Annotated in this window: 11 protein-coding genes; 9 read left to right on the top strand and 2 right to left on the bottom strand. The window is 69.4% G+C overall.

Annotation, left to right across the window (positions count from 1 at the left end):
* Positions 1-139: 139 nt before the first annotated feature.
* Positions 140-1,726, bottom strand: a complete 1,587-nt coding sequence (locus tag IG84_RS0111035) for an acyl-CoA mutase large subunit family protein (protein WP_031054462.1) — start codon at positions 1,724-1,726, stop codon at positions 140-142.
* 100 nt (positions 1,727-1,826) lie between these two features.
* Between IG84_RS0111035 and IG84_RS0111030 the strand changes: the two genes are divergently transcribed.
* The 4 genes from IG84_RS0111030 (at position 1,827) to IG84_RS0111015 (ending at position 4,958) form a co-directional block, all read left to right on the top strand.
* Positions 1,827-2,513 carry a TetR/AcrR family transcriptional regulator gene (locus IG84_RS0111030; protein WP_031054460.1) on the top strand — a complete coding sequence of 229 codons (687 nt, stop codon included), beginning with the start codon at positions 1,827-1,829 and terminating at the stop codon, positions 2,511-2,513.
* Positions 2,514-2,528: 15 nt separating this feature from the next.
* Positions 2,529-2,855 carry a DUF3556 domain-containing protein gene (locus IG84_RS0111025; RefSeq protein ID WP_245659303.1) on the top strand — a complete coding sequence of 109 codons (327 nt, stop codon included), beginning with the start codon at positions 2,529-2,531 and terminating at the stop codon, positions 2,853-2,855.
* Positions 2,852-4,306, top strand: coding sequence for a phytoene desaturase family protein (locus tag IG84_RS0111020; protein WP_051861602.1), 1,455 nt, complete (start codon positions 2,852-2,854; stop codon positions 4,304-4,306). Before IG84_RS0111025 ends, IG84_RS0111020 begins: the two co-directional genes overlap by 4 nt.
* An 82-nt stretch (positions 4,307-4,388) precedes the next feature.
* Positions 4,389-4,958 carry a hypothetical protein gene (locus IG84_RS0111015; protein WP_031054456.1) on the top strand — a complete coding sequence of 190 codons (570 nt, stop codon included), beginning with the start codon at positions 4,389-4,391 and terminating at the stop codon, positions 4,956-4,958.
* Between the two features lie 22 nt (positions 4,959-4,980).
* Here the strand turns inward: IG84_RS0111015 and IG84_RS0111010 are convergent, their stop codons facing one another.
* Entirely contained in the window at positions 4,981-5,889 is a 909-nt protein-coding gene (locus IG84_RS0111010) for a LysR substrate-binding domain-containing protein (protein ID WP_051861601.1), read from the bottom strand.
* A 252-nt stretch (positions 5,890-6,141) separates the two neighbouring features.
* Between IG84_RS0111010 and IG84_RS0111005 the strand changes: the two genes are divergently transcribed.
* Genes IG84_RS0111005 through fabG form a run of 5 tightly spaced genes read left to right on the top strand, consistent with a single transcriptional unit; the run spans position 6,142 to position 12,821 of the window.
* Complete coding sequence (locus IG84_RS0111005; RefSeq protein WP_211266444.1) at positions 6,142-7,398, top strand: MFS transporter; 1,257 nt, start codon at positions 6,142-6,144, stop codon at positions 7,396-7,398.
* A gap of 15 nt (positions 7,399-7,413) precedes the next feature.
* Positions 7,414-9,630 carry an acetate--CoA ligase family protein gene (locus IG84_RS0111000; protein WP_031054452.1) on the top strand — a complete coding sequence of 739 codons (2,217 nt, stop codon included), beginning with the start codon at positions 7,414-7,416 and terminating at the stop codon, positions 9,628-9,630.
* A gap of 23 nt (positions 9,631-9,653) precedes the next feature.
* Positions 9,654-10,796, top strand: a complete 1,143-nt coding sequence (locus IG84_RS0110995; RefSeq protein ID WP_031054451.1) for an acyl-CoA dehydrogenase family protein — start codon at positions 9,654-9,656, stop codon at positions 10,794-10,796.
* On the top strand, positions 10,793-12,097 hold the full coding sequence (locus tag IG84_RS0110990) for a CoA transferase (protein WP_245659302.1): 1,305 nt from the start codon (positions 10,793-10,795) through the stop codon (positions 12,095-12,097). Before IG84_RS0110995 ends, IG84_RS0110990 begins: the two co-directional genes overlap by 4 nt.
* Positions 12,081-12,821: a 3-oxoacyl-ACP reductase FabG gene (gene fabG / locus IG84_RS0110985; protein WP_031054449.1), complete on the top strand. Its 741-nt coding sequence runs from the start codon at positions 12,081-12,083 to the stop codon at positions 12,819-12,821. The genes IG84_RS0110990 and fabG overlap by 17 nt, the downstream gene beginning before the upstream one ends.
* The last annotated feature ends 11 nt before the right edge of the window (positions 12,822-12,832 follow it).

Here is a 12,832-nt window from a genome sequence, read left to right as displayed (position 1 = left end):
GGCGTGCTGCTTTTCCACCGCCCGCGCGGAGCCGGCGTGGGTGGCTTCTTCGATGCGTCGCTGAAGATCCGCCAGCTTGCCCGCGGTGGTGTGGATGTGGGTATCGCTCACTGGTTGTTCCATCCCGAGGCTCATCGGTTCAGAAGGTGTCGTGCGGGACGTGCATGCCCCACACATCGCGCAGCGCGTGGGAGACCTCGCCCACCGTGGCGCGCAGGCGCAGGGCCTCACGCATCGGGTACAGGACGTTGTCGGTGCCCCGCGCGGCGTCGCGCAGTGCGTCCAGGGCGCGCTCTACGGCGTCGTTGTCACGCTCCTTGCGCAGGGTGGCAAGGCGCTCGCACTGGTCGGTCTCGATCTGGGGGTCGACGCGCAGCGGCTCGTACGGCTCCTCCTCGTCGAGGGTGTACTTGTTGACCCCGACGACGGTCCGCTCCTCGTTGTCGATCTCCAACGCGATCTTGTACGCGGACTTCTCGATCTCGGACTTCTGGAAGCCCTGCTCGATCGCCGTCACCGCGCCGCCCCGGTCCTCGACGGCCCGGATCAGCTCAAGGGCCGCCGCCTCGACGTCGTCCGTCATCGACTCCACGACGTAGGACCCGGCGAAGGGATCGACCGTCTTGGTCACATCGGTCTCGTAGGCGATGACCTGTTGTGTACGCAGGGCCAGCCGCGCCGCCTTCTGCGTCGGCAGCGCGATGGCCTCGTCGTAGGAGTTGGTGTGCAGGGACTGCGTCCCACCGAGGACCGCGCCCAGGCCCTGCAGGGCGACCCGTACGAGGTTGACCTCGGGCTGCTGCGCCGTGAGCTGCACGCCGGCGGTCTGGGTATGAAAGCGCAGCATCTGCGACTTGGGATTCTTGGCGCCGAATTCATCACGCATGATGCGCGCCCAGATGCGACGGGCGGCACGGAACTTCGCGATCTCCTCCAGCAGCGTGGTCCTGGCGACGAAGAAGAACGACAGCCGCGGTGCGAAGTCGTCGACGTCCAGGCCCGCGGCGATCGCGGCGCGCACGTACTCCTTCGCGTTGGCCAGGGTGAACGCGATCTCCTGCGCGGGCGTCGCCCCGGCCTCGGCCATGTGGTAGCCGGAGATGGAGATCGTGTTCCAGCGCGGCAGCTCCTGGTGGCAGTAAGCGAAGATGTCGCTGATCAGCCGCAGGGACTGCTTGGGCGGGAAGATGTACGTACCGCGGGCGATGTACTCCTTGAGTACGTCGTTCTGGATCGTGCCGGTCAACTGGTCGCCGGAGACGCCCTGTTCGGCTGCGACCAGTTGGTACAGCAGCAACAGCGTCGACGCGGGGGCGTTGATCGTCATCGACGTCGAGACCTTGTCCAGCGGCAGGCCCTGGAACAGCGTCCGCATGTCCTCGATCGAGTCGATCGCCACGCCGACCTTGCCCACCTCACCGCGGGCGATGGTCTCGTCGGAGTCGTACCCCATCTGCGTCGGCAGGTCGAAGGCGACGCTCAGGCCGCCCGTACCCGCGCCGACCAGCTCGTGGTAGCGCTCGTTGGACTCCTTCGCCGTGCCGAAGCCGGCGTACTGGCGCATCGTCCACGGCCGGCCGGTGTACATCGACGGATACACGCCACGGGTGTACGGAAACTTCCCCGGAGCGCCCAGCTTGGCGTCCGCGTCGAAATCCGTCAGCGCCGAGCCGTCGTAGAGCGGCTGGATCGGCAGGCCGGACTCGCTCTGTGCCACGGAATCCACGCGGACCTCCTCTGGTACTCGATCTCGTATTTACGGTACTCAGTACCGTTGGCGGGGGCAAGTGGTCTCCGGGCGCTGAGACAGGGAAGGATGGGCGGCCATGAGCAAGACACCCGCGCGCATCCGGCTGGCGGACGCCGCCTTCGCACTCTTCGACGAGCGCGGATACGAGCAGACGACCGTCGACGACATCGCCGAACGGGCCGGAGTGGGGCGTACCACGTTCTTCCGGCACTACCGGTCCAAGGAAGAAGTGATCTTCCCCGATCACGACCGGCTGCTCGCTGCGATCAAGGACCGGCTGGTCACCTCCAGCCACAGCACCGCACTGGTCGCGGTGTCCGACGCGGTGCGCCTGGTGCTGCTGCACTACATCGAGGAAGGCGACCTCGCTCGGCGGCGGTACGCGCTCACCAGCAAGGTCGCCGCACTGCGCGACCGGGAGATCGCCAGCGTGGCGCGCTATCAGCGACTGTTCCGCGAGTTCATCGCGGACCTGATGGGGGACCCGACGGCAACGGCTTCACTGCGGGCCGAGCTCATGGCGGCGAACGTGGTCGCGGCCCACAACCACGTGCTGCGCCGATGGCTGCGGGGCGAGTCCTCCGACCCCGTCGCGGAAATGGACGAGGCGATGCGCGAGGTGCTCGCGCTCTTCCCGGCCCCCTCTGTCCACGAGGCATCCGGCGACGATGGCACCACCGTCATCGCCTTCCGGACCGGCCAGGACCTGGACACGCTGCTGCCGTCACTGCGGAGATTCATCGAAGGGACCACCGGGCACTGACTCTCCGCCCCCCTCTTGTCGCCGACGAACAAAGCCCCGCGCGAAGTCATCATGCTGCCCAGCCGGTGCGGGTTCGAGCCGGGCGAATTTATTGTGGTGTGGGTCGAATCCCAGGCCATTCACAGCACGAATCAGCGGTACAAGGTGATCGATGTGGCAGTCGGTGTGATCGAGCGGGGCACGCGGCGCGCCGCGGACGCGGTCAAGGAGCAGCCCTGGCTGCCGAACGGACCGATCCCGCTCCAGGCCGAGTGGTCCCGGGCCGGGACGGCCGGCGTCGGCGCCCCTGATGAGGTGAGCCGGCAGGACGACCGGCGCGAGCGGCCCCGGACGTCGGCATGACGACCGCGATCGTGGTCGGCAGCGGGCCCAACGGGCTCGCTGCCGCCACTGCCCTCGCCCGGTACGGGATGGATGTCACCGTGTTCGAGGCCGCTGACGAGATCGGCGGCGGCACCCGGTCCAGCGAGGCCATCGTGCCCGGCCTCCTGCACGACCACTGCTCGGCCGTCCACCCCATGGCGGTGGGTTCGCCGTTCCTCCGGACGCTGGGCCTGGAACGGTACGGGCTGACATGGCGATGGCCCGAGATCGACTGCGTACATCCCCTCGACGACGGCGATGCCGGGGTGCTCCACCGGTCGATCGAGGAGACGGCCGAGGGCCTCGGCTCCGACGCGCATCGCTGGCGGCGCCTCTTCCGGCCGGCGAAGTCGTTCGACGACTGGGCGGCGGACATCATGGGCCCCCTCGTGCGGATCCCGGACCATCCGCTGCGGCTGGCGCGCTTCGGTGCTCCCACCGCGCTGCCGGCCTCCACTCTGGCCCGCCTGTTCCGGACCGAGAAGGCGAGGGCGCTCTTCGGCGGGGCCGCCGCCCACGCCTTCCGGCCGCTGCATCTCCCGATGACGTCGGCGATCGGCCTGGGCATCCTCACGGCGGGCCATCGGTACGGCTGGCCGGTGGCCGCCGGCGGGTCCCGGGCCATCACCGACGCGCTGGCCGCGCTCCTCGCCGATCTCGGCGGAAAGATCGAGACCGGCGTACGGGTCCGGAAGATCACCGACCTGCCACCCGCGGACATCGTCATGTTCGACCTCGCCCCGGCGGCCGTCGCGGACATCCTCGGCGACCGCCTCCCACCCCGCGTCGCACGCGCCTACCGCAGGTTCCGGCACGGGCCGGGCGCCTTCAAAGTGGACTTCGCGGTGGAGTGCGGCGTGCCCTGGACCAACCCGCACGCCCGCGAAGCGGGAACCGTGCACCTCGGCGGACCCTACGAAGAGGTCGCCCGGACCGAGCGCGAGGTTCATGCGGGCCGGATGCCGGACCGTCCGTTCGTCCTGGTGGGCCAGCAATATCTGGCCGACCCCGGGCGATCGGCCGGAGCCGTGCACCCGCTGTGGTCCTACGCGCACGTGCCGCACGGCTACACCGGCGACGCCACCGAGGCGATCATCCGGCAGATCGAAAGGTTCGCCCCGGGCTTCCGTGACCGTGTCGTCGGCATGGCCGTGAGGACGACGACCGAGTTCGCCGCGTACAACCCGAACTATGTGGGCGGCGATATCGTCACCGGCGCCAAGGACATTCGGCAGCTCGTCTTCGGCCCTCGGATCGCGCCGAATCCGTACGCGACGGGCGTGCCGGGGATGTACCTCTGCTCGGCCGCCACCCCGCCCGGACCCGGCGCGCATGGCATGTGCGGCGCCCACGCCGCGCGCAACGCCCTGCGCGACCTCGAACGCCGCCGCGATCGTGTACCCGATCGCGGGAGGAACACTGAGGGATGACACGACGCGCCACGCCGTTTTTCACACCCCTCCCTCCTCGGACCCGGTCGATGCTGATCCCCAGCGGCCAGGGCTGCGGGCGTTGGCCGACGACGGCGTGTCGCTGCGCGATCTGTCGCCACTGCTGGAGCGGATCATCGACGCCGGTTATGCGGCACCACGGCCCGACGCCGACCGTTTCCTGCTGCTGGACGATCCGGTCACCGCGGCCCGTACGGATGTCGGGGCAGGGCCCGGCGACCCGGCGTGGCTGGAGGCGTTCGTCCGTACCGGGCTGCGGAGTCAGATCGCCGCCCAGCACTCGGGAGGCCAGAACACCCTCGCGGTCTGCCTTCTGGACGCGCGTATCGACGAGTTGTTGCGGCAGCACTCTTGCGCGCCGGATCAAGCTCGCCGAAGGGGATGCGGCATGAGCACGGAAGCGAGTACCGAAGGCGGCAGGGGACTGCGACCGGGCCGGTACGGGCGTTGTCCGTGCGGGGGCCTCTACATGGAGCGTCGGGTAAAGATCAGGGTCGTCGACCCGCAGGGCACCGAACATCTGCTGACGAAGGTGCCGCAGGGCTGCTGCGTCACCTGCTCCATGCGCGTGTACAAGCTGGCCGTCCTGCAGCGGATCGAGAGGGTGTACAGGGGCGCGAACCTCCGCTGAGAGTCGGTTAGCTGACGGGCAGTCATACCTCGTCCGGCTTCAGTCGGCATTCCGCCGAGATCTCGTCCAGCAGGTCGATCAGTGCGTGCAGGGCCGGGTTGGGGTCGTTCTTGCGCCAGGCGAGGGCCAGCGGCAGCGGGGGAATGTCGGAGACCGGGAGCAGGACGACGCCCGGCACCTTCAGGTGGGCCGCGGACGCGGGGACGAAGCCGACGCCCACGCCGGCGCCGACCAGCGACAGGATGGTGTGGGTGTCCGGGGCCTCCTGGACGACGTTCGGGCTGGTGCCGTGCTTCAGGAACGCCTTGTGGATGAGGGAGACGATTCCGGCGCCCCGGTTGGTGGGATGGCTGACCACGGGCTCGTCGCGCAGGTCGAGCACGCCGACCTCCCGGCGCGTCGCCAATGGGTGTTCGGTGGGCAGCGCCACGGTGATGCCGTGCCGCGTGAGCTCCCGTACCTGTAGCCCCGAGCCCGCCACGGGCAGCCGGATGAGCCCCGCGTCGACCTCGTCCCGGCCGAGTCGACCGACCATTTCGCCGCCGAAGACCGGGCCGAGGACCTCCAGCCGTACGTGGGGCCGGTACTCGCGGAACTTCCGGGTCATCAGGACCAGCACCTCGTGGGAGGTGGGGCCGCTGAAGCCGAGCCGGACCACGCCGGTCTGCCCGGCGGCCGCCTGCCGGGCCGCCTCCGGCGCCGCCCGAGCCGCCTGCAGGGCGCGCCGGGCCTCGGTCAGAAAGGCCGCGCCGGCGCCGGTGAGCGCGACGTGCCGGGTCGTACGGCGCAGCAGCTCCACCCCCACCTCGCGTTCCAGCCGCTTGATCTGTTGCGACAGCGGCGGCTGCGTCATCTGCAACCGCGCCGCCGCACGGCGGAAGTTGAGCTCCTCCGCGACCACCACGAACGCCTGCAGGTGTCTCAGTTCCATCCGGCCACCTCTGCTCTGCGCTGGTCACAGCCCATTGTGTCGCTGCGGCGAATCAATCGTACGCAGGATTGGTGTTGGACGAAACTAGTTCGTTGCCCTTAGTTTCCCGAGCAGCAACATCGCGCCGTCGTACGGAGGGTCATACGCAAGGTCCATACGCAGGGTCGCCATTCCGGAAGGAAACGTGAGATGCGAACCGGACAGTTGCCCAGAGAAGAGAAAATGGCCCGCAAAGCAGGGTGGGCCTCTTTCATGGGCACGACCATCGAGTGGTACGACTTCTACGTATACGGCACCGCCTCGGCCCTGGTGTTCGCGCCGTTGTTCTTTTCCCGGGTCCCGGCCTCGGTCGGAATTCTGCTGTCCTTCGCCACCTTCTGGATCGGATTCCTGGCGCGCCCGCTCGGCGGCATCGTCTTCGGTCACCTCGGCGACCGGATCGGACGGAAGAAGGCGCTCATCGCGACGCTGATGCTGATGGGCGTCAGCACGGTCGGCATCGGCCTGCTGCCGACCTATGCCCAGATCGGCGCGGCCGCACCGGTACTGCTGATCGTGTTCCGCATGGTGCAGGGGCTGGCCGTCGGCGGCGAGTGGGGCGGCGCGGTGCTGATCGCGACCGAGCACGCCAAGAAGGAACGCAGCTTCCTGTTCGGCGCCTTCGCGCAACAGGGCTCGCCCGCGGGGCGCATCCTGGCGACGCTGTCCTTCCTCGCGGTCGCCCAACTGCCGGATGACGCGCTGCTGAGCTGGGCGTGGCGGCTGCCGTTCCTCGCGTCGGCGCTGCTGGTGGTCGTCGGTCTGGTGATCCGGCTGAGCCTGGAGGAGTCGCCCGCGGTCCTCGCGATGCGGGCGTCCCAGCAGACGGTGAAGGTCCCGCTGGTCAGCCTGTTCCGCGGCAACACGAAGACCGTACTGGTCGGCGTGGGCGCGGCCCTCACCGTGTTCACGGTGGTCTACGCGCGAGACACCTTCGCGCTGTCCTGGGCCACCGCGGAAATCGGCCTGGCGAAGAACGACTTCCTCGCGATTATTCTGATCGCCGGTGTGGTGCAATTCCTGGTGCAGCCTTTCGGGGCGGTACTGGCCACCCGTTGGAACGTGCGGAAGGCCGTCACCCTGCTGCTCGTACTCCAGTTGCCGACGCTGCCTTTGATGTTCGTTCTCGTCGGTACCGGGAATTGGACCCTCGCCATGCTGGGTGCGGTGCTCGCGACCATTCCGGACGTCATGTATTACGCCCTTCTGGCGGGCATGTTCGCGCAGGCGTTCCCGGCGAACGTCCGCTACACCGGAATCTCGGCGACCTATGGGCTCGCCGGGGTCCTCGGCGGCCTGGCGCCGGTGATCCTGCAGTCCCTGCTCACCGCCTCCGGGTCGATCGCGCTGCCGATCGGTTTCGCGGTGCTGGTGACCGTGGTGTCACTGTTCGCCGCCCGGGCGTTCCTCACGCTGTCGGCCAGCCGCGCGGAGGAGTCCGACCGCCCGACGACTCATCTCGCGCTGTAGATAAAGGAGTTGACCGTGTCTGCGAGCGAACCGAGCCCGAATCCGAGCGACCTGACCGACCAGGCCGAGCTGACCAGCCTGACCGACCCGGCCGCCCCGTCCGACCGTGGCGACGCAGTGCAGAGGCTGTTGTATCCGCGGTCCATCGCGATCCTCGGCGCGTCGGACAACCCGGCCAAGCTGTCGGGCCGGCCGGTGGAGTATCTGAAGCGCTTCGGGTTCGCCGGGCGGATCCTGCCGATCAATCCCACTCGCGGGACCGTCCAGGGCCTGCCCGCCCATCGCAGCCTCGACGAGGTGGACGGTGACATCGACCTGGCGATGATCATGCTGTCGGCGGAGCGGACGGCCGATGCGGTACGGGCCTGCGGTCGGCGTGGCGTCCCGGCCGCGATCGTGGGCGCGTCCGGCTTCGCCGAACTCGGCGGTGAGGGCGCGGCGCTCCAGCGTGAGCTGCGGGCGGCGATCGACGAGAGCGGTGTGCGGGTGCTCGGGCCGAACTGCCTGGGCATGATCGGGGTCCGGGACCGCGCGATGCCCACGTTCACCTCGGCGCTGGACGAGGACGTACCGCTGCACGAGGGCCCGGTGGCCTTCCTCAGCCAGAGCGGCGCGTTCGGCGGCTTCGTCTTCAACGAGTCCCAGAATCTGGGCATTGGGATCTCGCATTACCTCAACACCGGCAATGAGGTGGACCTTTCGGTGGCCGAACTGCTGGACGGGCTGGTGCGCACCGACCAGACGCAGGTGGTACTGGCCTATCTGGAGGGTGTCACCGGCGGCCGCAGGCTGTTGGAGGCGGCACGGGAGGCACATGAGCGGGACAAGCCGATCATCGCTGTGAAAGTGGGGCGGTCGGCGGCGGGGGCGCGTGCGGCGCAGTCGCATACCGCGTCGCTGGCCGGGGAGGACGCGGTCTTCGATGGTGCGGCGCGGCAGTACGGCATTCTGCGAGTGGACGGGCCGGACGAGATGCTGGGTGCCGCGCAGCTCTTCGCGACCGGGCGGCGGGCCAGCGGGCGCAGGCTGACCAGCCTGTCGGTCTCCGGTGGGGCAGGAGCCCTGATGGCCGATGCGGCCGCCCAGTACGGCTTGGAGGTGCGTCCGTGGGACGAGACGTGGCAGCGGAAGATGGCCGCCGCCATCCCGGCGTACGGATCTCCGCGCAATCCGGTCGACCTCACCGGCACCCTCCTCGCCGAGCCGGGCATGCTGCGCCGGGCGCTGCGAGTGGCCGTCGAGCATCCCGACACCGACATGATCGCGGTCCTGCTCGGCTGCGCGGACAGTTGTGCCACGGAGCTCATCGACGCGGTCGAGGAGGCGAATCGGTCCACGGACCGTCCCGTGGTCGTGGTGTGGACCGGGGGCAGTGGGCGGCCCAGGCAGCGGCTGCGGGATCTCGGCATCCCTTGCTACACCGGCCCGGGCAGCGCTGCCGCAGCGCTGGGGCTGCTCGCGGACTTCAGCCTGCGCCCCGCGCTGGTGCGGCCGCAGCGCCCCGCCGGTATCGATGACGCCGCCGCGCGGTCACTGCTGACCGAAGCGCGGGCCGCGCGGCGGATCCAGCTCGATGAGCACGAGTCGACCCGGCTGATCGCGGCGTACGGCATACCGTCTGCCGCCTCCCGCCCGGTGGAGTCCGCCGACGCGGCGGTGGCCGCGGCGGCGGAGCTCGACGGCCCGGTCGCGGTCAAGCTGTTGTCCGACCGCATCGGGCACAAGAGCGACATGGGCGGTGTGCGGCTCGGGCTCGACGAGGCCGGGGCCATTCGCGGGGCCGCCGACGACTTGTTCCGCATCGCCCGCGAGGCGGGAGTGGACGATGCCCGACTGCTGGTCCAGCGCATGGCGCCCGCCGGCACCGAGCTGATCGTCGGGACCAAGAACGACCCCGTGTTCGGCCCGGTCGTCGTGGTCGGCCTGGGCGGGGTACTCGTCGAGGCCCTTGCCGACAGCCAAGTCGCCGTTGCCCCCATCGACACCGACACCGCCCGACGCCTGCTCCTGTCGCTACGTGGCAGCCGGCTGCTCGGCGCGGTACGCGGCAAACCGCCGCGTGACATCGACGCGGCCGCGGAAACCATCGCGCGCCTGTCCTGGCTGGCCGCCGACCTGTCCGAGGACCTCGCCGAACTCGATGTGAACCCACTGCTCCTCGGCCCGGAAGGACACGGAGCCGTCGCTGTGGACGCCCTGGCGGTCCTGACCAGCCCGACCGAGACCGAATGAACGCGGGAACGGAGAACAACACCATGGAATCCACCGATTTCGAGGCCGTGCTCGACGCGGTGCGCCGCTTCGTGCGCGAGGACGTCGTCCCGCGTGAGGACGAGATCGAGGAGACCGACGCCATACCCGAGGACATCCGTCAAAAGGCAGCGGAGATGGGCCTGTTCGGGTACATGCTGCCCGAGGAGTACGGCGGCCTCGGCGCGAACCTGTACGAGGACGCACGGCTCGCCTTCGAATTCGGTTACACCACCCCCTCCTTCCGCTCGATGTTCGGCACCAACAACGGCATTGCCGGACAGGTGCTGGTCAACGCCGGTACCGAGGAACAGCGGAAGCACTGGCTGCCCCGGCTCGCCGAGGGCGCCGTCGCCTCCTTCGCGCTGACCGAGGCCGAGGCGGGCTCGGACCCGTCCGGCTTGACGACCCGCGCGGTGCGCGATGGTGACCGGTACGTCATCAACGGGTCGAAGCGGTTCATCACCAACGCCCCGCTGGCCGATCTGCTGGTGGTCTTCGCCCGGACGGATCCGGAGAGCCACGGTACGAAGGGCATCTCCGTCTTCCTGGTCGAGGCCGACCGGAAGGGCGTCACCATCGGTCCCAAAGACCCCAAGATGGGCCAGGCGGGCGCCTGGACCGCCGAGGTGTTCTTCGACGACGTGCGCGTCGGCAAGGACGCGCTGATCGGCGGCGAGGAGGGCGCCGGCTTCGGCACCGCGATGAAGTCCCTCGTGCGCGGCCGCGTGCACATCGCCGCGCTCTGCGTCGGCATGGCCCAGCGGATCCTGGAGGAGTCCGTCGCCCACGCCGCCTCCAACAAACAGGGGGGCAAGCCGATCGGCGAGTTCCAACTGGTCCAGGCGATGCTCGCGGAGATCCAGACCGGGGTACTGGCCGGCCGCGCGCTGGTCCTCGACGCGGCGCGCAGGTACGACTCCGGCGAGGACCGCAGGATCGCGCCCTCAGCGGCCAAGCTGTTCTGCTCCGAGATGGTCTCCAAGGCGGCCGACCTCGCGGTGCAGATCCACGGTGGCATGGGGTACATGCGCGGCACGGTCGTCGAGCGCTGCTACCGCGACGCCCGGCTCTTCCGCATCTACGAGGGCACCAGCGAAATCCAGAAGCTGATCATCGGCAGGAACCTGATGCGGGGAGCGAAGTGAGGGACGACCCCGCCGTACCGCAGGAGCTCCGGGAGCGGGAAGCGCGGCCCTCCCAGCCGCTGCGGGGCATGCGGATCATCGAGATCTCCAGCTATGTGGCGACCCCGCTGAGCGGGATGACACTGGCTCAGCTCGGCGCCGACGTGATCCGGATCGAGTCGGTCGGCGGTGCCCCCGACCGCACCCGCCTGCCGCTGGCGGACAGCGGGACGAGCCTGTACTGGTCGGGGCTGAACAAGGGCAAGCGCGCCATCGAGGTGGACCTGGCCTGTGAGCAGGGACGTCGGCTGGTCGCCGAGCTGATCGTCGGCGGCGGGCGCCGCGGCGGAATCGTGATCAGCAACTCCGAGCGGACCCCGGACCTGACGTACGAGGCGCTGCGGGAACGCCGCCCCGACCTGATCCACGTACTGCTGACCGGCCGCCGCGACGGTGGCACAGCGGTGGACTACACCGTCCAGGCGGCCACCGGATTCCCACTGGTCACCGGCCCGGAGGGCGCGGGACCGGTGAACCACCTGCTGCCCGCGTGGGACGTCGCCGCCGGGCTGTACCTCGCGACCGGACTGCTGGCCGCCGAACGCCACCGTCTGCTGACGGGCGAGGGCCAGCAGGTACGGGTCGCCCTGGAGGACGTTGCGTTGGCGACCGCCGGAAGCCTCGGTTACCTCGCCGAAGCACAACTGAGCAGCACGCCGCGGGAACGCATCGGCAACTACGTCTACGGCACCTTCGGCCGCGACTTCACCACGGCCGACGGCGAGCGGCTGATGATCGTGACACTCACTCCCCGGCACTGGCGGGAACTCCTGGCCGTCACTGGGCTCACCGACGCCGTCTCCGCGCTGGGGATCGCGCTCGGGGCGGACTTGGAGGAAGAGTCGGAACGCTACCGGCACCGCAAGGTCCTGGGCGGGCTGCTGGCCGGCTGGTTCGAGACCCGCACGATCGCTCAGGCGGAAGCGGCCCTGCGTACCACTCGCGTGCTCTGGTCGAAGTACCGGAGCTTCACCGATCTCGCCGCCGACGGCGCACGCCTGCTGCGCGAGAACCCGCTGATGGCACAGGTACAGCAGCCCGGGATCGGCAGCTACTGGGCGCCCGGATCGCCCGTCGTGATGGCCGGTGAACAGTCGCCGCCGGAGGCGTCGCCGCGGGTGGGCGCGCACACCGACGAGGTACTGCGCGCCGAACTCGGCCTGTCATCCGGCGACTTGGCGATGCTGCGTGAAAACGGCGTCATCCAGCAGCCAACTCACGACCCCGAGAAGGAGATTGACTACCATGGCGCTACTCGCTGACAAGACCGCGGTCATCACCGGCGGTGCCCAGGGAATCGGTCTCGCGATCGCCGAGCGGTTCGTCCAGGAGGGCGCGAAGGTCGTCCTCGGCGACCTGAATCTGGAGGCCGCCGAGGCGGCAGCCAAGGGACTCGGCGGTCCCGCGGTGGCCCGGGCGGTGCGGTGTGACATCACGAACGCCGGCGAGGTGGACACGCTCGTGCAGACGGCACTGGATGCCTTCGGCTCGCTGGACGTCATGGTCAACAACGCCGGAATCACTCGTGATGCGACGATGCGGAAGATGACCGAGGAACAGTTCGACCAGGTCATCGACGTACACATCAAGGGCACCTGGAACGGCACTCGCAAGGCGGCCGCGGTCATGCGCGAGCAGAAGAGCGGCGCGATCGTGAACATCTCCTCGCTGTCCGGGAAGGTCGGCATGGTCGGCCAGACCAATTACTCCGCGGCCAAGGCCGGCATCGTGGGCCTGTCGAAGGCCGCGGCCAAGGAGCTGGCGCACCACGGTGTACGGGTCAACGCCATCCAGCCGGGCCTGATCCGTTCGGCCATGACCGAGGCGATGCCGCAGAAGGCGTGGGACCAGAAGATGGCCGAGATCCCGATGCAACGCGCCGGTGAGCCGGGCGAGGTCGCCTCCGTCGCGCTGTTCCTCGCCTCGGAGCTCTCCTCGTACATGACCGGCACGGTGCTGGAAGTGACCGGCGGACGGTTCATGTAACCCCGGCGCTT

This window comes from Streptomyces ochraceiscleroticus (genome assembly GCF_000720485.1).
Classification (GTDB): Bacteria; Actinomycetota; Actinomycetes; order Streptomycetales; family Streptomycetaceae; genus Streptomyces; species Streptomyces ochraceiscleroticus.
Note: the sequence above shows the minus strand (reverse complement) of the source record. Positions and strands in the feature narration are given on the sequence as shown.